The following is a 24498-nucleotide window of genomic DNA, read 5'->3' as shown; positions in this document are numbered from 1 at the left end:
TTATACAAATTATTGGTTAAATCATGACAAATCAAACACATTCATGGGTGGTATTAAAATTTGGTGGATCCAGTGTGTCCAGTCAAACGGATTGGGATAACATCGCCTCGATTGTAAAAAGTAATATTAAGGATGGAAAAAAAGTTGCTGTCATCCACTCGGCATTTAGAAACGTTACCAATGAGTTGGAAGCGATTGCCCGGTTAGCAGTAACCGATGATAGCGAGGATGCATTGCATCATCTGTTGAATAAACACAAAGCGATGGCGCATGAGTTGGAAGTTGATGCTACTTTGTTGGATCCCTGGTTTGATTCTCTTCAAATTGCTATCGCCGATATACGTCATAAAGAACAGCTAACCGCCATGGATAGAGCTCAGGTAGTATCGCATGGTGAGTTATTATCTTCTGTATTGGGGGCAGAATTTCTGCGCAAAGTGTTGGGAGAGGAGCATGGGGTTCAGTGGTTGGATGCCCGTCAAGTATTAACCTCGGAGTCCGGCCAGCATCAAAATATCAATGACCGTTTTTTAAATGCTGTTTGTCATCCTAGACCAAGTCATGAATTAGCAAATCAATGGGCAAGCGAAGCTGATGTTGTGTTAAGTCAGGGTTTTATTGCTGCTAACGACGATGGCCAGACTGTATTGCTGGGACGTGAGGGCTCGGATACTTCAGCTGCTTATTTTGCTGCTTTGTTGCAAGCTGACAAGCTCGAAATCTGGACTGACGTGGCAGGAATGTTTAGTACCGATCCAAACAAAATCACCAGTGCTAAAAAGTTGAGCGCTATAAGTTATAACGAAGCCTTTGATATGGCCGAAGCTGGCGCAAAAGTACTGCACCCAAGATGTTTAAGCGCAGTCATGGCCTACAATATCCCCATCGAAATTCGCAATACCCATCAACCCGATGAAGCGGGAACAATTATCACCAACGACTATCAGCCTTCGAAATGGGTTAAAGCGATAGCGCTCAAACAGCAAATTCCGATTATTACCTTGTTATTAGGGCGTCGCGGGCAACAGCCGGATACTCTGCAAAAAGTATTCGGTATTATTAATGAATTTGGTTTAAGTAGTGAGTTAATGGCCTCTACCAAAAACTCTTTAGTGATGGCGATAGAAACTAACAATAGTATTTATTCAGATTCTATCCTACAAAAACTCTCTGAAAAACTGGCCGAAGTATGCCGCAGTGTTTTTACTTCGCACAGCGCCATGCTTACGCTAATCGGTTGCGAAGCCAGTCAGGCACTATGGCACTTATTGCAAATCGATGCAGACCTTCCAGAGCAATGGCTACTGTTAAGTCACGCCACCGGCGATCATCATTTATCCTTTCTTGTAAATGATGATGATGCGTTAAAAGTTTTGCAATTGCTGCATGATAATTTGATTAAGTAATATAAATGACAAGAAGAGATATTGTTGGGGTACCCTACAACAGGTAAATACAAAAAAAGGCGCTTAAAGCGCCTTTTCTTTTAATGATGATCTATTACTGATTTAGTAATACGGATTTTCACCTTCTGCGTGTTCGGTGACGTCTTTAACGCCTTTGACTTCTGGAACACGTTCGATCAGGGTTTTCTCGATACCTTCTTTTAAGGTGACGTCGACCATGCCGCAACCTTGGCAACCACCACCGAATTGTAGAACGGCGATACCGCTTTGGGTGAATTCAACCAGTGATACCTGTCCGCCGTGGTTGGCAAGCTCTGGGTTGATTTCGGATTCCAGGTAATAACGGATACGGTCTGTAGCTGGTGCATCATCATCAACTTTACGCGCCTTGGCGTTGGGTGCTTTCAGCGTTAACTGACCACCGGTTTGTTCTTTCGAGTAGTCGATTTCAGCTTCATCCAGATATGGAGCGCTATCTTCGTCAATAAAGGCTGAAAAGCCGTCAAACTTTAATTCTGTGTCGGTATCTTCAATGGCGTCAGGTGGACAATACGACACACCGCACTCAGCATGGCTGGTGCCTGGGTTAACCACAAATACACGAATGCCGGTATCAGGCTCTTCCTGACCGGCTAATAAACGGCGAAAATGCTCTTGAGCAGCTTCTGAAATAGTAATCATAATAACGTTCAATGCCTCAGCATGTTGCTTTGATGGGTTCTATTATAACCTATGATTGGGCTTGCAGCTAAATTTACAACCTATAGAATGGAGAAAACCACGAAAAACTCAGTCTTATGAAACAATTACTGCTTGCTGCTTTTTTTACCATTTTCGCTGGCTTTCCTACTATTGGGCTCTCTCAGGAAAGTAACACCTCTTTTGAGTATTATTTTAATCAGGAGATTGATTTCAAACAGGATGTCATAACGCCGAATCAGGTTTTAGGCAATCCAGTGGGTGAATGGCATGTTCGCCCCGATCAATCGGTCTCTGTCTTTAAAGCGTTGGCGGAAAGCTCTGATCGTGTCAGTCTTAATGAAATAGGGCGTAGTCATGAAAATCGTCCCCTGATCACTGCTTACATTTCTTCGCCTGAGAATCTAGCCCGCCTGGATGAGATTAAACAGCAACGCAAGAATCTAACTGACTATCAGGGTCCGGCGATTGTCTGGCTAGGTTATTCGGTGCATGGTAATGAGCCGAGCGGCACTAATGCAGCTTTATTGGTGGCCTATCGTTTGGCTGCATCTAATGAAGAGTGGATTCAGGAGTTATTGTCCAACACTATTGTGATGATTGATCCGATGCTCAATCCAGATGGCATGGGCCGTTTTTCGGGCTGGGCCAATCGCTTTAAAGGTAAGCAGTTGGTGGCAGATTCTGAATCCATTGAGCATAACGAAGCTTGGCCAATGGGGCGCACCAACCATTATTGGTTTGATTTGAATCGTGACTGGTTGTTGTTGCAACACCCTGAAAGCCAGGCGCGAGTAAAGCACTTTTATGAATGGCGTCCTCATATTGTCGGTGATTTCCATGAGATGGGTACTAACGCTACTTACTTCTTCCAGCCTGGTGTGCCAACTCGTCAAAACCCTTTAACTTCGGAATTAAACTTCGAGCTGACCGAAAAAATTGGTCGCTTCCATGCCAAGGCATTAGATGCGATAGGTTCGCGCTATTATAGCCAGGAAAGCTTTGATGATTTCTATTATGGCAAAGGTTCAACTTTCCCGGATATTAACGGTGGTATTGGTATTCTCTTCGAGCAGGCCAGTTCGCGCGGTCATGTGCAGGAATCGGTAAATGGTGATGTCAGTTTTCCGTTCTCGATTCGCAATCAGGTCGCAACCTCATTTTCAACTTTGCAGGCTGGACTTGAACTAGGCAATGAGCTACTTGAATATCAAAAAGACTTTTTTAATCAGTGGCCAGAAAAGGCTAGTCGCGACTCAGAAAAAGGCGTGATCTTCAGTTCTAATGACCAGGGTCGTATCAAAGAGTTTTTACGTATTCTCAGTAGCCATCAAATTGAAGTGCAGCAATTAGCAGGACCTCGTAAATTAGCCAACAAAGAATGGCCTGCGAAAACGTCCTATGTGGTGAACTTTAAGCAACAGCAATATGGTCTGATTAAAGCCATGTTCGAAACGCGTACTGAGTTTACTGATAACACTTTTTATGATGTGTCTGCCTGGACATTCCCGTTAGCCTTTAACTTTGATTATCATCATTTAAATAAAGATGAGTTGCAGCGTTTACCGCTGGAAGAGTTTGAGCTCAATGCTTCCAGTGAATACATGGGTAGTGACAATCCTGTGGCTTTACTGATTGAGTGGCAAAGCTTTCAGTCGGCAACGGCGTTGACGCGACTGTTAAGCAATAAGGTTGATGTTAAGTTATTAGAGAAAGGTTCGCGCTTACCAGTAAATGGAGAAGCGCGAGATTTTATGGCGGGCACTGTTATGGTGCCATTACCTGCCGATCAAAGTGAGCGCAATGCACTAATTAAGCAAGTGAACGCTCATCTGTCAGATTTGGGCCTAACAGTTTACGGTGTAGACTCGGGCTATAGCGGACAGGGCGCTGATTTAGGTAGCCCGAATGTGAGTGATCTGGAGATGCCTAAGCCTTTACTGCTGATTGGAGATGGTGTTTATTCTTATGAGGCGGGTGAGGTCTGGCATTTGCTGGATACACGCCTTGAGTTGCCGGTTTCTATGCAATACGCTGAAGATCTTGGCAAGATGGATTTAGCAGGTTATACCCATTTGCTGATGGTCAGTGGTCGATATCCTGCTCTTGAAGAAGATGAGCTGGACTATATTAAGATTTGGTTGCGCAAGGGCGGTACTATTGTGGCTTCGCGTGGCGCCAACCAATGGTTGATAGAACAGGGCTTGGTGGACTTTGAGTTGCTTGAGCCTGAGTCATCAGAAAATCAGAGCCGGCCATTCTCTGAACGTGATGATGCCCATGCTGAACATATTATCGGTGGTGCCATCTATGAGGCTGATCTGGATCTGAGCCATCCGCTGGCTTTTGGTCTGGAATTGGATCAGTTGGCTTTCACTAAAGCCGGTACCATGGTGTTCAAACCAGCGAGCAAAGATTTTGTGACAGTGGCAACTTATACCGAAAGTCCGCTGATTGCGGGGTATTCGTCACAAACCAATGTTGAGCGCATCAAAAATACGCCAGCAATCTTGGCTCAGAGGTTCGGTCGTGGCAGTATCATAATGTTTAGTGATAATCCGAATTTCCGGGGATACTGGTTAGGCTCAATGCGCCCGTACATCAATAGCTTGTATTTTAATAAGGCGCTATAAGAATTTAATTAAACGTTTTTTTAGGTAGGGAATAAGCCCATGTTAAAAGCTGTTCAAGGTCTGATTGGGGGAGTTTGTTTATTGGCGGTGATGATAACCGCTAATGCGGCAAGCTGGTCTGAAATTGAAAACAAAAGCCGTCGTGTTAATGGCTTTATGCCGTATTACCTGAGTACAAGCGAAGGTAAAGTCTGGCTTGAAGTCAGTAAGTTTGAACAGCCATTTATCATGTATACGGGTTTGCCGTTTGGTATTGGTTCTAACGATATTGGGCTGGATCGTGGACAGCTTGGAGAATCGCGCCTGGTGCAGTTTGAGCGCTATGGTAATAAGGTCTTTCTAAAACACCTGAATACTCGCTATCGCGCTGATACTGATAATCCAGCTGAAAAGAATTCGGTTAATGAGGCATTTGCCAGCTCGGTGTTGCATGGTTTTGAAATTGATGCTCGTTCTGGTAACCGTTACCTGATCGACTTAACCGCATTCTTACAACAGGATTTACATGGTGTCAGCGAGCGTTTGAAGGCAACCGATCAAGGCAGCTTTAGCGTTGATTCCAGCCGCTCAGCATTAGTGGCCGAAAAAGTTAAAAACTTCCCCAAAAATACTCTGTTTGAAAGTGTCTTAACCTTTAAGGGTTCGGGTGCGGGCAACTTTATCAAACAGGTGGTGCCGACTCCTGATGCTATTACTGTTCACCAGCACGTGTCTTTTGTGGCATTGCCAGACGATAAGTATCAGCCTCGTGTGTTTCATCCGAAAAGTGGTTTCTTTGAATTAACCTACGCCGATTATGCCTCGCCAATTGAGCAGCCGATTGAAAAGAAGCTAATTTATCGTCATCGTTTAGAGCGTGATAAAGACGGTAAGATTAAGCCAATTGTTTATTATCTTGACCCTGGTGCGCCAGAGCCTGTTCGAACAGCATTGTTAGATGGTGCTCGTTGGTGGGAGCAAGCCTTTGCTGCGATTGGGCTGGAAGGTGCTTATGAAGTTCGTGACCTGCCTGCAGATGCCGATCCGATGGATGTGCGTTACAACGTGATTCAATGGGTGCACCGTGCAACTCGTGGCTGGTCTTACGGTATGGCGATGTCTGATCCACGCACTGGCGAAATTATTAAAGGTCATGTGACTCTGGGTTCGCTACGCGTTAGACAGGACTTGTTGATCGCCAATGCATTGACTGGCGTCTATGGCAAAGAGGGCGACAAACAAGCTGCTATGGATATGGCGTTAGCCCGTATTCGTCAGTTGTCCGCTCACGAAGTGGGTCATACTTTAGGGATTGCGCACAACTTTGCTGCAAGCCCGAGCAATCGAGCCTCGGTAATGGATTATCCTCATCCGTTGGTAACACTTAATGGAGACAAGGTTAGTTTGAAAGGTGCTTATGCCGAAGGAATTGGTAAGTGGGACATTGAAGCGGTACGTTATGGCTATACTGAATTCGGCAATGAACTCGAACCTGAACAGGAAGTTGAAGCGCTGCGTAAAATTGTTAGAGACTCCAGCGCGAAAGGGCTGATGTTTATTTCAGACCCTGATGCAAGACCTGCCAGTGGCGCTAATCCATCAGCTCATCTTTGGGACAATGGGCAAAACCCAGCCGCAGAATTGGCACGAGTACTAGAGGTACGAGAAGTTGCTTTAGGAAAGTTCGGGCATAATAATTTGGCAGATGGCACACCTTATTCTGAGTTAGCTGAAACTTTAGTACCACTTTACTTATTCCACCGCTACCAAGTGGAAGCTGCAGTGAAGCTGGTGGGAGGTGTTAATTATGAATACAGCGTTAAAGGCGATACTTATCGTCCAGTTCGTCCAGTGGAAGAAGGTCTACAAAAACAGGCGATTGGTGTTTTGCTCTCAACTTTGGCGGTTGAACAGTTGATGCTCCCTGACTCAGTGCTACAAGTGATTCCTCCTAAAGCATATGGTTATTACAAAAATCGTGAAAGCTTTAATGGTTATACTGGTTTAACTCTTGATCCGGTATCAATGGCTGAGGCTTCAGCTAAACATACCTTACAGTTATTGTTGAACCCTGAAAGGCTAGCGCGCTTATTGCAACAAAAAGGGCAAGCGGCTGAGTTGCCTGGTGTTGAAGAAGTGGTGACTCAATTGTTAACCACAACTTTGCGCAGTCCGGAGCAGGCGGGATTAAATGGCTTAATTCAGCAGCGAGTGGATTACCTGACCGTTATGCAGCTACTCACGGCAGCATCGGACAAGAATGCATCACCGGAAGTGCGAGCACATCTTCATCATGAGATAGGTAAATTGGATGGTTGGCTGACAACCCAGTCAAAGCGTAACTCAGTGCGTTATGCATGGCTCAAAGATTTAGTGGTTCAATATTTAAATGGTGACTTTGTACCCAATGAAGAGGCACAAAGTTTACCGATTCCACCGGGTTCACCGATTGGGTCTTAATGTATTTATCGGAATCATAAAAAAAGCGAGCTCAATGCTCGCTTTTTTTGTGGATAAAAACTGATCCTGGGCTCAGGAGAGAGGGACATTAACACTAAGGGGTAGTGTGTTAAACGTGCCCAGGATCAGGGGGAAAGCATTTTACCAGCCGAGTACGCTACCTAAGATGATGCCTACAGCAATCGGTTCCCAATAGCGATGGTGGCAATAATGGGTATGGATATGGCCGCGTGGATAAGGGTGGTAATAACCGCCATAGTAGTACCAGTCCTGACCTAAGTAATACACTGTTGTTGGGTAGCTTCTGTATTGTGGGTAATAACGGTCATGGTACACACGATAATGTGGGTGCTTTGGTCTTGGGTGGTAATTATCACGATAGCGGTCATGTGAGCCGTAGTGTCGGTCATGTCCACGTGAGTCACTGTGGCGATGATTGTCTCTACGATCATCACGGCGGTGATCGCGCCAGCGGTCATCGCGACGGTCGTCACGACGATGCTCTAAACGGTTGTCACGATTGTGGTTTTGTTCAAATCGGTTTGAGTCATGACGCTTTTCGACAGCATTGCTGCGTGCATTATTCGATTGTGGACCTTTGTGCTCTTTGGCAAAACCAACTTGAGACAGACCCAGGCCCAATGTCATGATCAGTGCTGTGGTTATCATTTTATTCATGGATAACTCCTTAGGATTCACTATAATACCAACTGAATTGATATTGGGCGCTCAAGGCTCAATAACGTTCATTAGTCACAACTTTACCGCTTGTAAACTGAATTGTTACTGAATACCTGAGAAAAATCGCATAAGGATACTGCTTTGAACATCAAGACATGTGAAATCAAAGACTTAGACAATCTGGTACCTGCTTTTGATAGTTACCGCCAACGCTATAAACAACCCTCTGAACCACAAAAAATTGAGCAGTTCTTGCGACAAATGTTGGAACAAGAAACTTCAGTGATTTTCATTTCTTATGAGGGTGATGAGCTGACTGGTTTTGCTCAACTGTATCCATCTTATTCCAGTATTGGACTTGCACCCATTTGGACATTAAATGATTTTTATGTATTCGGTGGGACAGGTCGCAAGCAAACTGCAGAAGCTTTGCTCAGTGCCGCAAAAGATTTATGCGAAGAAACGAATGCCATTCGAATTGAAGTAACCACCCGTAAAGAGAATCATCGGCTGCATAAAATATATCGTGAATTTGGATTTGAAAAAGATTTTAAATACGATTATTACTTCTTACGGATTGATGAGCAGGACATTGCCTCGAAAATGCTGAAATAGCGTTTTAAGGCTGTTCATTAAGCCAGTTTTTAATCGACAATAGTATTGGCCCAGCTCCTGCGTTGCCATAGCCAGATGAAAGCTCCAGTTTGCAGAATCCGATAGGCAGCGTAGGCAAACCAGATGGTTAACAAACCAAACCCCAAATAGGGGCCGAGTAACCAGGCTACCGGCAAGAAAAGCAACCACTGTGACAATAGAGAAACGTACATTGGTGGCTTGGTGTAACCTGCGCCATTCAGTGCATTCATAAACACTAATCCCATCGCATCAATAATGATGATTCCGGCTGAGAGCTTGAAGGGCCAGTGCGCAATCTCAAGCGCAGTCTGTTCCTTCAGGAATATACTCATAATCGGGTCAGTAAATATAAAGAATAGTGTTGCAAGACTGATGGCGAAGATTAAAGCCATCTTGGCCACATCCCACCCCCACAAATAAGCATCCTTTGGATCCTGTCTTCCTAGCGCCTGGCCGACCAGAGTCGCCGCACCAATGCCCAGCGCAATACAGGGCAAAATAGCCACCAGCATGACGTTAGTGATTGCGTTAGCGGCAGCAAGCTGATGTGTCCCGACCATACCAATAATCCAGAACAGGGCAGTGAAGCCACCGGCGAAGAATAATTGATGGATAGAAGACGGAAATGAAATTCTGAAAATTGACTTAATGGTTGCCCAGGCCGCTAAACGTTCCATGTAGCCAAATTGCTTGGTGTGTTTAGTCGCTAAAATATGGTAATAAACGGAGCCTAGCGCTAAGGAGATGCTGGTGCCGATGCCTGCGCCTAATGTTCCCAGTTCAGGCATGCCAAAGTTGCCGAAAATCAGAGTGTAATTAAGCAGGATGTTCAGCGAGTGCATGACAAGCAAAGTACGAAGGTAATAACCGGTTTGCTTAATGGCGCTCCAATAGCTGCGGTAACTGAAATTCAAACCTATTGCTAAAATTCCAGCAAAACGTGCCTGCAAATAAGGGATGCCTTCTTCTAATAGCTCGGGATCGTTATTGAGTGAGCTCAGTATATCTGGGGCAAGAAAGAATAAAATAATGCTGGTCGGCAGAGCCATCAGACCAATGATTAATAAAGCTGCGTTGAGGGGATAGGCGGCTTCACTTTGTCGGCCTTCGCCCATGCGGCGCGAAACCATGGCTTGAACACCTGCTGCAAAGCCAATAAAAAAGGCCACCGCCATAAAGTTGATAAAGCCTGCGATACCCACTGCCGCAATCGCGGCACTGCCTTGAGTGCCTACCATTGCTGCGTCGACCAGATTCAGAATATTCTGTGAAATCATGCCGCCGACAATCGGCAATGAAATCTGCAGAACTTGTTGTGAACGGTCTTTATTGAGCAAAATTGAGTGTCCGAGCGCAGTCTAATCTAATGATGCGCATTGTATCAGGTATTGCTTAAAGGGCTAGGGCTTGTTTTGAATAGAGGCGGGGGAGTGATATGTGAATTTCAAAGCTGCATCCCTGCAGGCTTTAAATCTTTAGTCTGGGTTCTTACGTAACCAGCGCACGTTATCAACGACTTCATCGAAAAAGCCCCTTAAAGTTTTAGCACCCATACTGTAGGGGTCGAAGTTGGCATCGGACGAATATTTTAGAAATAGCTGCTTATTATCGTCAGTGCGAGTAATTAGTCCCATCGACCATTCACTGAATTGGCGTGCGGTGATTTCACGATAATCCAGAATCGCAGGATCTTTATGGCGCGAATCCTGCAGGATCTTGTGGTAGATGCGGTTAACGGTATTGCGGTCACCTTCCAGAATTTGCAGGAATATACCGCTCGAAAGGCATAATGCACCGGTAACACCATCTGCCTGATTATTGGTTTGAGAATGTTTTAGGATATTTTTAATGTCCTCGGAACCCAGCGCCTTACTGATTCGGCTGGCATAGGTTAATTGCACAAGCATAATGTTCTCCTCATGGCCTCAAGATTGAGTGTTTTGTTTATATATAACGAGTTGCCACCAAACCTTAGTTGGACACAGATGAAGAGATTGTGAAGATTTAAGGGTGGTCCTTTTTGACCATGCTTTTCCAGACATGATCCCCAGCGAGGGTGTGTACTATAACGGCACCAACATGCAAAATAAGAAACAATGGAATCAGCACTTCGCCAACTTCGTGGCCTTCTTCAATGGCCTCAAAGAGGGTGCTTTCAGAGCTATTTTGTAATAGGAAGATTAGTGTCCCGGAGGCTGCCATCCATAAAAACAGCAACAACCCTGAAAATTGAACCAGTCCAGCGATGCCTTGATGCATCTTCCGGTGAGGTAATTTAAAGCGAACCAGTTGGCCGATATCTTGTGCCGCTAGACGCCATTGTTCTCGGGTAAAAATTGTCCAGCCTCTAAAGCTGAGCTTTCCATTGCTTAAGATCCCGGCGCCAAATCGGAGCAGGATAAATGTCAGAACCGCCAACCCTAGATAAAGATGGAGTAGGAAGCCATTAGAATTAAAGCCATCATCCGCATTCTCACCCGTTAACCAGGCAATAATACCAAATAGAGCCAGTCCCCAGTGCAGTAATTGAGAGCTACGAGAGTAAGTTTCTGTGTTCATGAGATTGCTCCATTGAATAATATAACTCTAATCTAGGAGTTGCTCATGACTATAACAATGGACAAGTGTAGGTGGCTTGATCGAGCACAAGAAGGGTTTACAGACAAATGTCCTGAACAGGCATTTGTCTGTTTTAAAGCTATGTCTTAGCAAGGCACCAAACATCAATTCGCTCCACGCCATGCTTTAAGCACTGCTTCGAAGCTTCTTGAATGGTGGAGCCGGTGGTGACTACGTCATCGACGAGAGCAATGTGTCTTGGCATAGATTGCTTGACGGCAAAGGCGCGCTTGAGGTTTTTGCGGCGCTCGATGGCTTTAAGACCAATCTGGTGTGGAGTGTCTTTGACGCGCAACAGGACATGATCGAGCAAGGGTAGTTGCAATTTGCGTGTCAGATGTTTGGCGATCAGTTGTGACTGATTAAAACCCCGTTCGCGTAGTCGGTTGGAATGTAATGGGATCGGCACAATAGCCTGAGGTAGCTCTTTGTCTTGATAGTGGTCATTGATTTCTTCAATCAACAAATTACTGAAACTGCGAATATGATGCAGTTGTTTCTCGAACTTCATTTCGCTGATGGCGTGACTAACCGGAAATTCATAGTGAGTTGCAGCGATTAGCTTCTGGTAGCGTGGTGGCTTTTTCAGGCATTGACCACAAGTAGCGCCGAAAGGTTGTTTCCCCAGACTATTACCGCACTGCTGGCAGTATTGGCCTTGGCGTTGTACGGCTGATAAACAGGGGGCACAAAAGCCTAAATGTTCAGCGTTTAAGCCACATAGGGAGCAGTTGCCGGTGAATTGCGGGGTATTCTCGCGAACGATAGAAAATAGATTGTAAACCATAATTCCCTTTATTTGGTTGACAGTGAGTGATGAAACCGTAAACTTCACGCTATTCTTCCTGAATATTGCTGCGCGCGAAGCCATAGACTATAAGGGTTTTTAAAACAATGAGCAATCACAAAAACGGTCAGACATTAACCAGTTTGGAAAAATTGAATAGCGGTCAAGTTCGTCATGACTGGGACTTGGCGGAAATCGAGGCTATTTATAATCAGCCTTTCAATGACTTATTGTTTGCCGCACAGAACATCCATCGTCAGCACTTTAATCCAAACCAGGTGCAAACCAGCACATTATTGAGCATTAAAACGGGCGCCTGTCCCGAAGATTGCGCCTATTGTCCACAGTCTGGCCACTACAATACCGGCTTGTCTAAAGAGCAGTTAATGGCGGTCGAAGAGGTGATCAGCAAAGCGCAACAAGCGAAGAAGAACGGTGCCACCCGCTTTTGCATGGGTGCAGCCTGGCGTTCACCACGTGAAAAAGATTTAGATGTGGTGCTGGAAATGGTTCGTCAGGTCAAAGATCTGGGGCTGGAAACCTGTGTCACCCTGGGCATGTTGACCGATGAGCAGGCGCAGAAATTGGGCGAGGCGGGTTTGGATTACTATAACCATAACCTTGATACCTCTCCTGAATACTATCAACAGATTATTACCACTCGTACCTATAAGAACCGTCTGGATACCTTGCAGAATGTTCGTGATGCCGGAATCAATGTGTGTAGCGGCGGCATTATTGGTATGGGTGAAGAAACCAATGACCGTTACGGCTTGTTGCAACAGCTGGCCAATATGCCTGAGCATCCGCAGAGTGTGCCGATCAATATGCTGGTTGCAGTTGAAGGCACACCACTGGGTGACGTCGAAAAACTCGATTCGATTGAGTTTGTGCGCATGATTGCTACTGCACGCATCATGATGCCACAGTCTTATGTGCGTCTTTCTGCCGGTCGTGAAGATATGAACGAAGAGACTCAGACTTTATGCTATCTGGCAGGGGCTAACTCGATCTTCTATGGCGAGAAATTATTAACGACTGCTAACCCAGAAGCGGAAGCGGATATGTTGTTATTTAAACGTTTAGGTATCGAGCCAGAACGTCGTGAACTGGATCAACAAGAGCTTGATCAACAAAAGCTGGACAAAGAAACACTGGCTGAAGAAACACCTAAAGTTGAAGAACAACAACCGGCTAAGCCTTTATTTTACGACGCGACCAAACCGCATTAGCAGGAAATCGTTGCCATGTGGCAAAAACTGCAAGCCAGACTCGAGCAACGCAAAGCTCATGATTTGTTGCGTCAGCGTTTGACCCTTGAGGGGGCGCAAAGCGTACGTATTCGGGCTGAAGGCAAAGAGTATCTCAACTTCAGTAGCAATGACTATCTGGGGCTGGCTAACCATCCCAAATTAATCGAAGCGATGCAAAAAGCTGCGAAGCAGTATGGCGTTGGCAGTGGCGCATCGCATTTGATTATTGGTCACAGCGAACAGCATCATGCGCTGGAAGAAGAGCTTGCTGAATTTTTAGGCCTTGAGCGGGCTTTATTATTTTCCACAGGCTATATGGCGAACTATGGTGTCTTAACCTGTCTGCCGGATAAAAATGATCTGATTATTCAAGACAAGCTTAACCATGCTTCGCTAATTGATGGCGGTATGGCCAGTGCAGCGAAAATGCTGCGCTATGCTCATGCTGATATGGACTCATTCGAGCGGCAAATGAAACAGCCTGCCGAAAGCCGTTTGGTGGTGACGGATGGCGTATTCAGCATGGATGGTGACATTGCACAGCTTTCTGAGCTGGCTGACAGTTGCAAAAAACATAAAGCATCTTTGATGATCGATGATGCGCACGGTTTTGGTGTGCTGGGCGAGCAAGGCAAGGGTAGTCTTGAACACTTTGGTTTAACGCAAGGAACCGCTGACATTTATATGGCGACCTTTGGTAAAGCGCTTGGTGGCTTTGGTGCTTTTGTCGCAGGTAGCGAACTGTTGATTGAAAGCTTGATTCAGTTTGGCCGCAGTTATATATACACCACGGCGATGCCAGCAGCTGTTGCCGCAGCCAATCGGGCAGGTTTAAACTTGATTCAAGAAGAAGCATGGCGGCGAGAAAAGCTGGCTAAAAATATCGACTATTTCCGCAGGCTGGCCAGCGAATACCATATTCCATTAATGCCTTCACAAACCGCTATTCAGCCAGTGCTGATAGGACGCAATGACAAAACGTTGGCCATCAGCCGAGCGTTAAAAGAAGCGGGCATTTTATTGGTTGCCATCAGGCCACCAACAGTACCGGAAAACAGTGCGCGTTTGCGCGTGACGCTAACCGCTGAGCACACTACTGACGATATTGATTATTTGCTTGAGCAATTGGCGCTTCAGATTAAACAGATGAATGAAAAGACTTAAAGGTAGAGGCGATCTGTGAGTAAGTTACAACCTTATATTGAATCAAGAGGACAGGGCCCCGATCTGGTATTGTTGCATGGCTGGGGTTTGCACTCAGGCATCTGGGAAATGTTGGCTGATGACTTGGCAGAGCATTTCACATTACACATGATTGATTTACCCGGCTTTGGTCGCTCGCCCATCCCAGGCGATCCATACACGCTGAATTTATTGACCGAGCAGGTGCTCAAAGTAGCCCCAGAAAATGCGCACTATCTGGGCTGGTCATTAGGCGGACTGATTGCGACCAATATTGCGATTGAATCGCCTGACCGAATCAACAAATTAATTACGGTGGCTAGTAATCCACGCTTTGTTCAGCAGGATGACTGGCAGCACGCTATGAAAGCCAACATTATGGATAGCTTCTGCCGTTATCTGGAAGAAGATTACCAAGGAACCATTATTCGATTCCTGGCAATTCAGGCGATTGGTAGCGAAACGCAAAAGGATGATATTCGTCGATTAAGAGATACCGTATTTATCCATGGCGTACCTGCCGCTAAAGCCTTGCGTGGTGGTTTGGCATTACTGAATGATGTGGACCTGCGTGAGCATTTAAATAAAATTGAAGTCCCCATGTTGCGCCTTTACGGTAGATTGGATTCTTTAGTGCCAGCTAAAACGGCAGAACAAGTGGCTGAATTAATTCCACACAGCCAGCATAAGGTTTATCCCAAGGCTAGTCACGCACCATTCCTGTCGCACAAACCCTTATTCGTTAATGACGTGAAAGAGTTTTTACATGAGTAAGACTATGCAACCAAAGATTAATCAGATTGCAAAAGATGATATTGCACGTTCTTTTAGCCGCGCGGCTAAAACCTATGATGATGCAGCCTTTTTTCAGAAAGTTGCCGGAGAGCGGTTATTGGAGCGTCTTCAGTATTTTAAATTACAGCCTCGAAATATTTTAGATTTAGGTTGTGGCACCGGCTACTTTACCCGTGAACTGAGCAAGCGTTATCCGGGAGCCAAAGTGACTGGTGCTGATCTGGCTACAGGTATGATTGAGTATTGTTGTGCTCAGTCTGATCAAGAAGAATACGTATGCGCCGATGCACTGAGACTGCCTTTTGAAAGTGATAGTTTTGACTTTGTTTTTTCGAACCTTACTTTTCAGTGGATTGATGAACTACCGCAATTATTTCAAGAACTAAACCGAGTCTTAAAACCGGAAGGATTATTACTATTTACTACCTTGGGCCCTGACACTTTATATGAGTTAAAGCATAGTTGGGCGGCTGTGAATGATTATCAGCATGTGAATAACTTTATTGATATGCACCACGTTGGCGATGCAATGCTAAGTGCCAGGCTTTCTGATCCTGTAGTGGATAGTGAGCCGGTGATCATTGGCTACAACAAAGCAGTTGAGCTGATGCGTGATTTAAAAAATATCGGTGCACACAATATTGATTCGAGCCGTAATCATGGCTTGACCAGCCCGAGTCAACTGCGTCAACTGGAACAAGAGTACCAACAGTTTAAATTAGATGATGGGCAATTGCCTGCGACTTACGAATTGGTGTATGGCCATGCGTTTGGCACTGAAGTTAGCCCAGCGATGGGCTATCATGATTACGCAGTTGAAATAGGCTAGGATTAATCGGTTGATACTGAAAGAATGAGCTAGTTTTTTTTGTTTTCGAAGTTAACGATTTTTTCTTTCAGTTCTTCTTGTTTATCTTCGAGCGTTTGTTTCACATTTTTCTTTTGAGCCTCGTGCAGGAAGTCACGTAACGTTTCAAATTCAGTGCGATAGAAATCACGCTCATCGCGTAAATTATCGATATTACGGCTTAGGGTTGCATTCGCTTGAACCAGGCGCTTATGGCTTTTCTTTAGGTGTTCGAACTCTGAACCAAGGCTTTCTTTAAAGCGCTCTTTTTCTTCCAGAGCATCCTGACGAATGGTACGCACACGACTATCACATTCTTCTCGTAGCTGGTCCATTTCATCATCCAGTTCTCGCTTGGTATCAGAGATGGATTGTAGTGCGTTGAGATAGTTTTGTTGGGCTTCCTCATATGAGCTTTGAGTTTGTTTGTACTTGCCTTTCAGCTCACGATGCTCTTGAGTAAGCGCTGTATTACGCTCAGATAAGCTTTGTAGAGAGTTTTTGAGATCTAGGTGGGTGGACTCAAGCTCTTTAATGCGTTGAGCTTTGCCAGCGATATTACGAGTGTTTTCTTCGAGAACTCTCTTGAGTTCATCGTTTTTAGACTCAAGCTGTCGAACCAAAGCATGCTTTAAAGCAGCAGTTACAACTGCTACTAATAGAACAGCCAAGGCTACAATAGCCAATGTCAGTATGATAGTGTTATCGCCAGCCAAGTAAGTCACCAATAAATGTGGACTATGATTATATGCTACGCCAATATGTAGCACTTTTGTATCGAATTATAGCTCAAGCTGTATCGCATGTTGTGTGCGAGGGGTAACAAATTGGACAATATGAAAGAAAAAATATTCATCGCCGGCACTGATACCGAAGTCGGAAAAACCTTTATAACTCAGTCGCTTATCAATGCAATATTGCATTGTGATAAGCAGGTTTTTGGCCTGAAACCGATTGCTTCCGGAGCGGAGTTAATTGAAGGGCAGTGGGTTAATGAAGATGGGCAAAAAATCCTCGATTTAACGCGAAGAAGCCCCGGTTTTGCTCAAATTAGTTATAAAGAGGTCAACCCTTTGACTTTCGAACCTGCTATTGCACCGCACATCGCGGCTCAAGAAGCCGGTGTTGAATTGTCGATTTCTGAGCTCAATCGGCTGATCCAGTTTCCACAAAGTGAGTACCTGTTAATCGAGGGTGCTGGCGGCTGGTTAACCCCACTTAATGACACAGAAACCTATGCTGACTGGGTTGAACAGAAGGGGGTGGACGTCATTTTAGTGGTGGGTATGAAATTAGGCTGCCTTAACCACGCCATGTTGACAGTCAGAGATATTGAGCGTCGTGGCTTGAAGCTACGCGGCTGGGTGGCTAATTTTGTGTACGGCGAAATGAACCGTAGTGAACAGAATCTTGATTGGCTTACAAAGAATATTTCAGCGCCTTGCCTTGGAGTTATCCCGTTTCAAGAGAGCTCGGATTTACAAGACGCTGATATCGATACTGCCAGCGGTTTATTGAACCTGCAGATTTTGCTTTGAGGCTACACACTGATTGTTGACACAGCTGACATGGGGCTTTGGAGTGACTACACAGATTCCCATGATCTGGTTTTCTTTGAAGTAATCCTGGCGTTCCTTTTTGTAAGTTGCTGCTATTTTCTGAAGTTTAACTTCATCAACATTTGGCTTTGAATAAGGCTCATAAGTTTCAGGCCCTCCACAAGGTTTAGCGCCAATCTCCACTAAAGCACAGTCGTCATTAGTGCTGCAGCTTTTATCGGCAATGGCGGCTTCAATTTGTTGTTGGTAATCTGCCATTGGCTTATCGGTAGTCTCAGAATGATTGCCGTTATGGGCATCCGAGCAAGCCACGAGTGGTGCAAAAAATAGAATCGATAAGTATTTTAAGTGCCTGATTTTCATAAAGTTGCCAAATTTTGTCAGTTTGCCCAAAAGGTTAGCATACAGTAGTATCAATGGATAAGCCCAATTTATTAAGTCAGTCACAATGTCATTAATGAAACCCGGAAAGACAGGTATTCCTCGCATTCTTGATGCTACCAAGTATTCGTGGCAAGGACTTAAAGGCGCCTGGCTTGGTGAAGCTGCGTTCCGCCAGGAGCTGGCTCTAGCCGTGCTTCTAGTGCCTTTGGCTTTTGTGCTTGGCGGTACCACAGCCGAAATCGCTATTATGTTATTAACATTAGGCGTAGTTTTGATGGCCGAATTGGCGAATTCAGCGATTGAAGCAGTGGTTGATCGCATTGGTTCAGAGCAGCACCCGTTATCTGGCCGCGCTAAAGATATTGGCTCCGCCATGGTCTTTATTGCGCTACTGTTTACCGGCATTGTATGGGGCACTATTTGTTACTTTAATTTCTTCACCTAAGACGCCTTTAAATCCGTTCAATAATAAACGTCCGGGCTTGCTGAGCGGCGAGTTGCCAGCTCTGCTCAGTAGTTATCTCAGAGCGCTTGAGAGTTTCTAAACTGTGGTTACCATCTTCCAGCCAATGAACATTAATACTTGAAGATAATCCATAAGTTGCCACCTCTTCAGGCTTGCCAAATGGATCTCGCGTACCCTGAAGAATTAAGGTCGGTATTTTAAGAGCTTTCAGATGATCCGTTCTTAGGTTTTCTGGTTTGCCCGGCGGGTGAAACGGATAACCCATACAGATCAAGCCATCAACCTGCTCATCATCCGCAATCATACTGGCTACACGCCCTCCCATAGATTTACCGCCAATAAAGACTTTGCGTCCCTTCATATGCTCTGCAATCTGCTGCTGATAGGCTTCGATAAGTTTTGGCATACGATCCGGTGGCGACTTTTTACCTGTCTGTTGGCGTTTGATCATGTAAGGGAAATCAAACAGAACTACCTCAATGGTAGGGTGACTTATTTGCCGAGCCATACTTTGCATAAACTCTGAGTTGGAATCAGCGCCAGCACCATGGGCAAATATAAAGACGGCTTTAGATTGAACTTGGGTCATGAGTATCCTTAGAGTTGACAGGCTCTAGTGGTGGATTTTAATTTTAACTTTCATTCGTGATCGGTTTTGATACACTAGGCAGCAATTGTAAGAATAAAAATCGATTATGTCTGTACTAAAGCCCACTTCCTATCAAAGACCTTTCCTTAAGTGGGCGGGTGGCAAGTTTCGATTATTGCCGCGAATTCTAAAAGTTTTACCTGAAGGTAATAAACTGATCGAACCCTTTGCTGGTTCCGGTGCATTATTCCTCAATGCTGATTATGACCGCTATTTACTGGCTGATATAAATCCAGATTTGATCGATGTTTTCAATCATCTGAAAAAAGGTAAAACCTCCTTTATCGATTACTGCGCTCAATATTTCACAGACCAATACAATAATCAGAAAACTTTTTACGAATTACGCGAACACTTTAATCAACTGAAGCCGGGAAAAGAGCGGGCCGCTTTATTCGTGTATTTCAATCGCCACGGATACAACGGATTGTGTCGCTATAATCGTTCGGGTGGTTTTAACGTACCCTTTGGGCGTTATAAGAAACCCTATTTCCCCGCCCGAGAAATGGAGCTATTTGCTGAAAAGGCCAAGCGCGCAGAGTTTCGTTGCCAGAGCTTCAGTAAAACTATGGCACATACGCGAAAAGGCAATGTCATTTATTGTGATCCGCCTTATCTACCCTGGTCATTAACCGCCAACTTCACCAGCTATAGCCAACAGGAGTTTTCGCTCGACAATCAGCGTGAGCTGGCACTCGAAGCGAAGAAACTAGCAAAACGAGACGTACCGGTTGTTATCTCCAATCATGACACCGACTTTGCCCGTCTTATCTACGCCAAAGCCAAAGATCTGCAATCCTTCCCGGTACGACGCTTTATCTCCTGCGATGGCGCGGGACGTAACAATGCCCAGGAATTGATAGTGGTTTATCGGAAGTAGATGCGACTGGGTGTGGGGAGGGGCGCTACCTGTGTGTGCGCCCTTGGTAGTATTCAGCCCTTGCTATGAGGGACTAATTTACTGTCCAGCGCTTTCCAGTGCTGAATTCACGAAGTACAGAATGGTGAATATAAAAACAATAACGAATACGATGCCGCCAATAATGAAGTTTAAGGCGCTGCCTTTTTCAAAGTCCTTTTGACGTTGCTCTTCGGATTGAACCCCGAACATGGCGCCAACTACACTTTTCACAGTTGACCAGAAACCGGTGCCGTCTTTGGCTGGCTCCTGCTTGTTGTCGTTAGAATCGTCGTTAGTGTTGTTGTTGGTGTTGTCAGAAAGGTTGTGTTGAGTATTAGAGTGTTGCTCGCTCATTCGTCACCGCCAAACAGTTCTAGAATATCGATAAAATGCAGACTTGGCATTGTATGAGATTCTGTTAGCCATGAAAACCAGCTAACGGACTGTTCGGGTTTTTTTTCGTCTTTTTTGGTGTCTTGCTGTGGAGCTGGTTGAACCAATTCTGGATCAAGTTGTGTAAGGACGTGTAGTTGTGTGTCATCCGTTGGAGAATATTGAACATCTGAGCACATTTGGGCATTAGCAAAAGCCTGACCTGACAGGAAAGAACCCGCCACAAAAACTGATACAGTCATGTATTTTTTAACAGCATTAGTCATTTTCATCATCGCTCCTGGTAATTTCCGTCTGAACTACTTTGCTTTCCTTAAGCACAGCATACACGATAGTGTATACACATCCGCCTAATATACGTGAACATTTGGTTACAATTCAAGAAGATGATACGTGTTTTGTGTCAATTTTATGTAAATGTTGCTGTTTTTGCTCGATTGAATCGATTAATTCAAAGACTTGGGCTGCATTTAAGCGAGGATCAACCAAACTGGTGTAGGCTTTATCAAGCTCTTGCTCAGTGACTCCATAGCTGCCGCCAACGCACTCCATGACTGCTTCAGCGGTCATTTCCAGGTGTACGCCACCAAGATGGCTGTGGTGAGTGGCATGAATCTCAAATGCCTGCTGAAGCTCGCTTTGGATATGTAGAAAGTCTCTGGTTTTTATACCATTCGCGCTGACACGGGTATTACCGTGCATTGGATCGCAGCTCCATAGCACCTTGAGCTCTGCTGCCTGGACAGCCTTGATCATATCCGGTAACACCTGAGCGATGGACTGATGACCAAATCTTTGAATAAGGGTTAAGCGACCAGCTTCATTATTAGGATTGAGTACCTTACATAACTCAACCAAAGTTTCTGGTGACAAGTTTTTGCCGACTTTGATGGCAATTGGGTTAGCGATGCCACGAAGGTATTCGATATGCGCGCTGTCCTGAATGGTGGTGCGCATTCCGACCCAAGGATAATGGGTCGATAGGTTGTACCACTTGCCATTATTTGCTTTTCGGGTCAGTGCTTCTTCGTAATGTAGGTGCAGGGCTTCGTGGCTGGTAAAGAATTCCAGCCAGTGTCGGCTATTATGCTGTGGGCCATTGGCTTGATGGAACAGGCGCATGGCTTCGCGAAATTGATCCAGGCTCTGGTGCAACTTAGCATTTGTTTTTAGCGACAAGAGGTTCTGCGATTCCTGTTCAAGCTGGAACAGGTCGCTGATATCGCCTTCAAGCAAAGAGCGAATATAGTTTAGCGTCAATGACGCATAGCTATAGCCCTGCAACATCCGTGCCGGATCCGGCATGCGAGATGATTCACTGAAATGGACATGGTTAACCAGATCGCCCCGATAACTCGGCAAAGTCGTTTGATCTTGGGTTTCGGTGAGTTCAGAGCGCGGTTTAGCATATTGACCTGCAATTCGGCCAATTCGAACAACGGGCTTCTTCGTTTGCTGGCTGACCAGCAAACTTAAGCTCATTAACAGGCGAACTTTCTGCGAAATAGCTTCAGCATTGCAGTCGGAAAAGGATTCGGCGCAATCGCCACCTTGCAGAATAAAGGCTTTTCCTGCCTGTGCATCCGCAATATGACTTTTTAAGCTATCCACTTCAGTGGCTGATACCAAAGGCGGTAACTGACGCAATTTATCGATAACCTGCGCCAATGCCTCAGAGTTGCCATATTTTATTTGCTGACTGACTGGTTTACGCTTCCAACTATCGGGCGACCATTCATCAGCGTATCTGTTGCTCATGATTAATTCAGGAATCTACTTCAATAAAGCCATTCTATCTCATAAGATAGGCGCTGGCGAATAGAAGCGCAGACAAAACAATAATCAGTAAATAGCAATGATATACGACATTGTTTATCGCAAAGGTAAGCGAACATTGGCAACCCGTTGAGAAGAAATTCAATAAGAAAACGGACTGAGCAATTGTCTGACGAGGTAAGTCAGGTTTAAAAATTAACAAAGGTGACAATGGTAGAAAAGTTGAGATAACGCTAATCGAGGCAAAACCTGACGAAATAGCGGAGCTGATGTAACTTCATCAGTGAGCATATTGAGGACGGGTTTAACGAAGAGTAGTGGAAATATCAGCTTTTCGGGAATATTTGATATGGCAAAAGTAAAAACAATATATGTCTGCCAGGAATGCGGCACCGAAACCCCGCAATGGGCCGGGCAATGTGGTGCATGTAAAGCATGGAACTCTTTGGTCGAACAGGTCGATGCTAAGAAAGCAACCAGTTCCAAAACGTCACGCTTTACAGGTTATTCAGGTCAGGCAACTAAAGTGGTCAGAATGGACAAGGTGGACTTGTCTGAATTGCCCCGCATGTCATCAGGTCTGTCAGAGCTTGATCGCGTTCTGGGTGGTGGCCTGGTACCCGGCTCAGTGGTCTTGATGGGCGGAGATCCGGGAATTGGTAAATCGACTATCTTGTTACAAAGCCTGTGTAAAATTAGTGAGACCGATTCGGTTTTATACGTCACCGGCGAGGAGTCGCTGCAGCAGGTGACCATGCGTGCGCAGCGCTTAGGATTAGCCACAGGTGACTTTTCCTTATTGACCGAAACACAGGTTGAACAAATCACCACTCAAGCCTTGATGCAAAAGCCGAAAGTGATGGTGGTGGATTCGATCCAAACCATTTACACCGAAATGTTGCAGTCTGCACCGGGTGGCGTGGCTCAGGTTCGAGAAAGTGCCGCTCAGCTGGTTCGTTTTGCCAAGCAGACCGGGATTACTTTGTTGGTCGTAGGTCATGTTACTAAGGATGGCGCTCTGGCCGGACCGCGTGTGTTGGAACACATGGTCGATGCTGTGCTGTATTTTGAAGGGGAACGTGACGGTCGTTTACGATTATTACGCGCTGTCAAAAACCGTTTTGGTGCAGTTAATGAGCTAGGTGTTTTTGCCATGACCGATGAAGGTTTGAAGCAGGTGAAAAATCCGTCAGCGATTTTCCTGTCGAAATACCAAGATCCGGTATCAGGAAGCGCAGTGATGGCAACCTGGGAAGGAACGCGTCCTATGCTGGTTGAAATTCAGGCGCTCGTTGATACCTCGTATGCACCACAGCCGCGTCGAATTGCGGTAGGCCTGGATCATCAGCGAATAGCCATGTTGTTGGCGGTACTCAACCGTCATGCTGGTATCGCGACTCATGATCAAGATGTGTTTGCCAACGTAGTGGGCGGTGTCAGGGTGATGGAAACCAGTTCCGATCTGGCGTTAGTAGCATCGATTATTTCCAGTTTGCGTAATCGTCCTTTAGAAGCGCACACCGTTATATTCGGCGAAATAGGTTTGGCAGGAGAGATTCGCCCCGTGCCCAATGGCCAGGAGCGTTTAAAAGAAGCAGCTAAGCATGGCTTTAAGCGCGCCATAGTGCCTGAGGGCAATAAACCGCCGAAAGCAATGGAAGGTTTAGAAGTGATTGGGGTAAGCCGGATGGATCAGTTCATCCAGCTCATTTAATGATGATCTTACCTTGGGTACAAACTGTTAATTTTGTGACCCGAAATCTTCTGCTAACTTTAGCCAGAACATGCCGCGCAGCTCGCCTTCTTTAAAGCCGGTGGCTTGGTCATCGGGATACTTTTCATTGATAGCAGTTTGTACTTCTGTCGCAATGTTTTGACCATGACAGGCTAGACACATTGGCTGGGTGTAGATGGGCTCGACATATAACCATTCACCGCTAGGAAGCTGGGTAATCTGTCCATTAGCTTTTTCGCCTCGGCGTTCCATTTCAAGATAATAGTCAAGCGGGGCCTGCAGTAAATCAGTTGGTTCATTGGCTGGATTACGCACACGATGACTGGTACGCCCAACTTCAACGCCTTCAGGCACCTTCTCTGTAATTTCGGGCGCTTCCAGATTGCAGTAATCAATAGCTGTAACCACTCCCTGTTGCATCCCGTTCATTAGAGTCTCTTTGAATTGCATCTTGATAGGCTTAAGTGTTTCTTCAGCCAACTGCGCTTTTTCTTCCCACAACTTGGTCTGAGCTTCCTGATATTGTTGCCAGCCATAATAACCAACGCCTGCAATAATCAGCAAGATGAGGAGAGTGGTCAATACTTTTTTCATGGCGTTTCCTTTACCGTTTCTGATAACACTTTATACTACCCCTTCTTGATTTCATGTAAAGCTA

At 45.4% G+C, this 24498-nt stretch carries 25 protein-coding genes; 12 read left to right on the top strand and 13 right to left on the bottom strand.

Annotated elements, in window-relative coordinates; translation table 11 throughout:
• The first annotated feature begins 23 nt into the window (after positions 1-23).
• Positions 24-1406, top strand: a complete 1383-nt coding sequence (locus KKOR_RS10770; RefSeq protein WP_015781158.1) for an aspartate kinase — start codon at positions 24-26, stop codon at positions 1404-1406.
• Between the two features lie 102 nt (positions 1407-1508).
• Here the strand turns inward: KKOR_RS10770 and nfuA are convergent, their stop codons facing one another.
• On the bottom strand, positions 1509-2087 hold the full coding sequence (nfuA, locus tag KKOR_RS10765) for a Fe-S biogenesis protein NfuA (RefSeq protein WP_015781157.1): 579 nt from the start codon (positions 2085-2087) through the stop codon (positions 1509-1511).
• Between the two features lie 116 nt (positions 2088-2203).
• On the opposite strand from nfuA, the gene KKOR_RS10760 reads away from it, so the two are divergent.
• Both KKOR_RS10760 and KKOR_RS10755 read left to right on the top strand, forming a co-directional pair.
• Positions 2204-4738, top strand: coding sequence for a M14 metallopeptidase family protein (locus tag KKOR_RS10760; RefSeq protein WP_015781156.1), 2535 nt, complete (start codon positions 2204-2206; stop codon positions 4736-4738).
• Between the two features lie 39 nt (positions 4739-4777).
• Complete coding sequence (locus KKOR_RS10755) at positions 4778-7177, top strand: zinc-dependent metalloprotease (protein ID WP_015781155.1); 2400 nt, start codon at positions 4778-4780, stop codon at positions 7175-7177.
• A gap of 141 nt (positions 7178-7318) precedes the next feature.
• On the opposite strand, the gene KKOR_RS10750 is transcribed toward KKOR_RS10755, so the two are convergent.
• On the bottom strand, positions 7319-7855 hold the full coding sequence (locus KKOR_RS10750) for a hypothetical protein (RefSeq protein ID WP_015781154.1): 537 nt from the start codon (positions 7853-7855) through the stop codon (positions 7319-7321).
• 144 nt (positions 7856-7999) lie between these two features.
• Here KKOR_RS10750 and KKOR_RS10745 point away from each other — a divergent pair, with 144 nt between their 5' ends.
• Positions 8000-8473: a GNAT family N-acetyltransferase gene (locus KKOR_RS10745; protein WP_015781153.1), complete on the top strand. Its 474-nt coding sequence runs from the start codon at positions 8000-8002 to the stop codon at positions 8471-8473.
• 29 nt (positions 8474-8502) lie between these two features.
• Here the strand turns inward: KKOR_RS10745 and KKOR_RS10740 are convergent, their stop codons facing one another.
• The 4 genes from KKOR_RS10740 to KKOR_RS10725 all read right to left on the bottom strand — a co-directional run bounded on the left by KKOR_RS10740 (position 8503) and on the right by KKOR_RS10725 (position 11900).
• The gene (locus KKOR_RS10740; RefSeq protein WP_015781152.1) at positions 8503-9831 is read right to left on the bottom strand and encodes an MATE family efflux transporter; all 1329 of its coding nucleotides are present in this window, start codon (positions 9829-9831) and stop codon (positions 8503-8505) included.
• 138 nt (positions 9832-9969) lie between these two features.
• The gene (locus KKOR_RS10735) at positions 9970-10401 is read right to left on the bottom strand and encodes a BLUF domain-containing protein (protein WP_015781151.1); all 432 of its coding nucleotides are present in this window, start codon (positions 10399-10401) and stop codon (positions 9970-9972) included.
• Between the two features lie 97 nt (positions 10402-10498).
• Complete coding sequence (locus KKOR_RS10730; protein WP_015781150.1) at positions 10499-11053, bottom strand: cytochrome b/b6 domain-containing protein; 555 nt, start codon at positions 11051-11053, stop codon at positions 10499-10501.
• Between the two features lie 139 nt (positions 11054-11192).
• Positions 11193-11900 carry a ComF family protein gene (locus tag KKOR_RS10725; protein ID WP_015781149.1) on the bottom strand — a complete coding sequence of 236 codons (708 nt, stop codon included), beginning with the start codon at positions 11898-11900 and terminating at the stop codon, positions 11193-11195.
• A gap of 107 nt (positions 11901-12007) precedes the next feature.
• On the opposite strand from KKOR_RS10725, the gene bioB reads away from it, so the two are divergent.
• The 4 genes from bioB to bioC are packed head-to-tail and all read left to right on the top strand — an operon-like array spanning position 12008 to position 15959.
• Positions 12008-13132: a biotin synthase BioB gene (gene bioB / locus KKOR_RS10720; protein WP_015781148.1), complete on the top strand. Its 1125-nt coding sequence runs from the start codon at positions 12008-12010 to the stop codon at positions 13130-13132.
• Between the two features lie 15 nt (positions 13133-13147).
• Entirely contained in the window at positions 13148-14317 is a 1170-nt protein-coding gene (bioF, locus tag KKOR_RS10715; protein WP_015781147.1) for an 8-amino-7-oxononanoate synthase, read from the top strand.
• Between the two features lie 15 nt (positions 14318-14332).
• A complete protein-coding gene (bioH, locus tag KKOR_RS10710; protein ID WP_015781146.1) occupies positions 14333-15109 on the top strand; it encodes a pimeloyl-ACP methyl ester esterase BioH in 777 nt (258 codons plus the stop codon).
• The gene (bioC, locus tag KKOR_RS10705) at positions 15102-15959 is read left to right on the top strand and encodes a malonyl-ACP O-methyltransferase BioC (RefSeq protein WP_015781145.1); all 858 of its coding nucleotides are present in this window, start codon (positions 15102-15104) and stop codon (positions 15957-15959) included. The genes bioH and bioC overlap by 8 nt, the downstream gene beginning before the upstream one ends.
• A 29-nt stretch (positions 15960-15988) precedes the next feature.
• Here the strand turns inward: bioC and KKOR_RS10700 are convergent, their stop codons facing one another.
• Positions 15989-16702, bottom strand: a complete 714-nt coding sequence (locus tag KKOR_RS10700; RefSeq protein WP_228638843.1) for a hypothetical protein — start codon at positions 16700-16702, stop codon at positions 15989-15991.
• A gap of 111 nt (positions 16703-16813) precedes the next feature.
• Between KKOR_RS10700 and bioD the strand changes: the two genes are divergently transcribed.
• The gene (bioD, locus tag KKOR_RS10695; RefSeq protein ID WP_041296049.1) at positions 16814-17515 is read left to right on the top strand and encodes a dethiobiotin synthase; all 702 of its coding nucleotides are present in this window, start codon (positions 16814-16816) and stop codon (positions 17513-17515) included.
• Here bioD and KKOR_RS10690 read toward each other — a convergent pair.
• Positions 17489-17899 carry a hypothetical protein gene (locus KKOR_RS10690; protein ID WP_041296239.1) on the bottom strand — a complete coding sequence of 137 codons (411 nt, stop codon included), beginning with the start codon at positions 17897-17899 and terminating at the stop codon, positions 17489-17491. The two genes, bioD and KKOR_RS10690, sit on opposite strands and share 27 nt — an antisense overlap.
• 85 nt (positions 17900-17984) lie before the next feature.
• On the opposite strand from KKOR_RS10690, the gene KKOR_RS10685 reads away from it, so the two are divergent.
• The gene (locus tag KKOR_RS10685; RefSeq protein ID WP_015781141.1) at positions 17985-18365 is read left to right on the top strand and encodes a diacylglycerol kinase; all 381 of its coding nucleotides are present in this window, start codon (positions 17985-17987) and stop codon (positions 18363-18365) included.
• A gap of 7 nt (positions 18366-18372) precedes the next feature.
• On the opposite strand, the gene KKOR_RS10680 is transcribed toward KKOR_RS10685, so the two are convergent.
• The gene (locus KKOR_RS10680) at positions 18373-18975 is read right to left on the bottom strand and encodes an alpha/beta fold hydrolase (protein ID WP_015781140.1); all 603 of its coding nucleotides are present in this window, start codon (positions 18973-18975) and stop codon (positions 18373-18375) included.
• Positions 18976-19081: 106 nt separating this feature from the next.
• Between KKOR_RS10680 and KKOR_RS10675 the strand changes: the two genes are divergently transcribed.
• Positions 19082-19915: a Dam family site-specific DNA-(adenine-N6)-methyltransferase gene (locus tag KKOR_RS10675; protein WP_015781139.1), complete on the top strand. Its 834-nt coding sequence runs from the start codon at positions 19082-19084 to the stop codon at positions 19913-19915.
• A 78-nt stretch (positions 19916-19993) separates the two neighbouring features.
• Here KKOR_RS10675 and KKOR_RS13480 read toward each other — a convergent pair whose 3' ends face one another.
• From KKOR_RS13480 to KKOR_RS10660, 3 genes are all read right to left on the bottom strand, one after another.
• Entirely contained in the window at positions 19994-20290 is a 297-nt protein-coding gene (locus KKOR_RS13480; protein WP_015781138.1) for a DUF2970 domain-containing protein, read from the bottom strand.
• Positions 20287-20601, bottom strand: a complete 315-nt coding sequence (locus KKOR_RS10665) for a hypothetical protein (protein ID WP_015781137.1) — start codon at positions 20599-20601, stop codon at positions 20287-20289. The genes KKOR_RS13480 and KKOR_RS10665 overlap by 4 nt, the downstream gene beginning before the upstream one ends.
• A gap of 106 nt (positions 20602-20707) precedes the next feature.
• Positions 20708-22087: a 3-deoxy-7-phosphoheptulonate synthase gene (locus KKOR_RS10660; protein ID WP_015781136.1), complete on the bottom strand. Its 1380-nt coding sequence runs from the start codon at positions 22085-22087 to the stop codon at positions 20708-20710.
• Positions 22088-22454: 367 nt separating this feature from the next.
• Here KKOR_RS10660 and radA point away from each other — a divergent pair, with 367 nt between their 5' ends.
• Positions 22455-23819: a DNA repair protein RadA gene (gene radA / locus KKOR_RS10655; protein WP_015781135.1), complete on the top strand. Its 1365-nt coding sequence runs from the start codon at positions 22455-22457 to the stop codon at positions 23817-23819.
• 27 nt (positions 23820-23846) lie between these two features.
• On the opposite strand, the gene KKOR_RS10650 is transcribed toward radA, so the two are convergent.
• Complete coding sequence (locus tag KKOR_RS10650; RefSeq protein WP_015781134.1) at positions 23847-24434, bottom strand: Tll0287-like domain-containing protein; 588 nt, start codon at positions 24432-24434, stop codon at positions 23847-23849.
• Between the last annotated feature and the right edge of the window lie 64 nt (positions 24435-24498).

Origin of the sequence: Kangiella koreensis DSM 16069 (assembly GCF_000024085.1) — a bacterium.
In the GTDB taxonomy this organism is placed as follows: Bacteria; Pseudomonadota; Gammaproteobacteria; order Enterobacterales; family Kangiellaceae; genus Kangiella; species Kangiella koreensis.
This window is presented reverse-complemented; position numbering and strand designations above follow the sequence as displayed.

What these genes read in the sequence shown, in the direction of transcription:
- KKOR_RS10770 (WP_015781158.1), top strand. Translation starts at nt 24, where the DNA reads ATGACAAATCAAACACATTCATGGGTGGTATTAAAATTTGGTGGATCC.
- nfuA (WP_015781157.1), bottom strand. Translation starts at nt 2,087, where the DNA reads ATGATTACTATTTCAGAAGCTGCTCAAGAGCATTTTCGCCGTTTATTA.
- KKOR_RS10760 (WP_015781156.1), top strand. Translation starts at nt 2,204, where the DNA reads ATGAAACAATTACTGCTTGCTGCTTTTTTTACCATTTTCGCTGGCTTT.
- KKOR_RS10755 (WP_015781155.1), top strand. Translation starts at nt 4,778, where the DNA reads ATGTTAAAAGCTGTTCAAGGTCTGATTGGGGGAGTTTGTTTATTGGCG.
- KKOR_RS10750 (WP_015781154.1), bottom strand. Translation starts at nt 7,855, where the DNA reads ATGAATAAAATGATAACCACAGCACTGATCATGACATTGGGCCTGGGT.
- KKOR_RS10735 (WP_015781151.1), bottom strand. Translation starts at nt 10,401, where the DNA reads ATGCTTGTGCAATTAACCTATGCCAGCCGAATCAGTAAGGCGCTGGGT.
- KKOR_RS10730 (WP_015781150.1), bottom strand. Translation starts at nt 11,053, where the DNA reads ATGAACACAGAAACTTACTCTCGTAGCTCTCAATTACTGCACTGGGGA.
- KKOR_RS10725 (WP_015781149.1), bottom strand. Translation starts at nt 11,900, where the DNA reads ATGGTTTACAATCTATTTTCTATCGTTCGCGAGAATACCCCGCAATTC.
- bioB (WP_015781148.1), top strand. Translation starts at nt 12,008, where the DNA reads ATGAGCAATCACAAAAACGGTCAGACATTAACCAGTTTGGAAAAATTG.
- bioF (WP_015781147.1), top strand. Translation starts at nt 13,148, where the DNA reads ATGTGGCAAAAACTGCAAGCCAGACTCGAGCAACGCAAAGCTCATGAT.
- bioC (WP_015781145.1), top strand. Translation starts at nt 15,102, where the DNA reads ATGAGTAAGACTATGCAACCAAAGATTAATCAGATTGCAAAAGATGAT.
- bioD (WP_041296049.1), top strand. Translation starts at nt 16,814, where the DNA reads ATGAAAGAAAAAATATTCATCGCCGGCACTGATACCGAAGTCGGAAAA.
- KKOR_RS10690 (WP_041296239.1), bottom strand. Translation starts at nt 17,899, where the DNA reads ATGAAAATCAGGCACTTAAAATACTTATCGATTCTATTTTTTGCACCA.
- KKOR_RS10685 (WP_015781141.1), top strand. Translation starts at nt 17,985, where the DNA reads ATGTCATTAATGAAACCCGGAAAGACAGGTATTCCTCGCATTCTTGAT.
- KKOR_RS10680 (WP_015781140.1), bottom strand. Translation starts at nt 18,975, where the DNA reads ATGACCCAAGTTCAATCTAAAGCCGTCTTTATATTTGCCCATGGTGCT.
- KKOR_RS10675 (WP_015781139.1), top strand. Translation starts at nt 19,082, where the DNA reads ATGTCTGTACTAAAGCCCACTTCCTATCAAAGACCTTTCCTTAAGTGG.
- KKOR_RS13480 (WP_015781138.1), bottom strand. Translation starts at nt 20,290, where the DNA reads ATGAGCGAGCAACACTCTAATACTCAACACAACCTTTCTGACAACACC.
- KKOR_RS10665 (WP_015781137.1), bottom strand. Translation starts at nt 20,601, where the DNA reads ATGAAAATGACTAATGCTGTTAAAAAATACATGACTGTATCAGTTTTT.
- KKOR_RS10660 (WP_015781136.1), bottom strand. Translation starts at nt 22,087, where the DNA reads ATGAGCAACAGATACGCTGATGAATGGTCGCCCGATAGTTGGAAGCGT.
- radA (WP_015781135.1), top strand. Translation starts at nt 22,455, where the DNA reads ATGGCAAAAGTAAAAACAATATATGTCTGCCAGGAATGCGGCACCGAA.
- KKOR_RS10650 (WP_015781134.1), bottom strand. Translation starts at nt 24,434, where the DNA reads ATGAAAAAAGTATTGACCACTCTCCTCATCTTGCTGATTATTGCAGGC.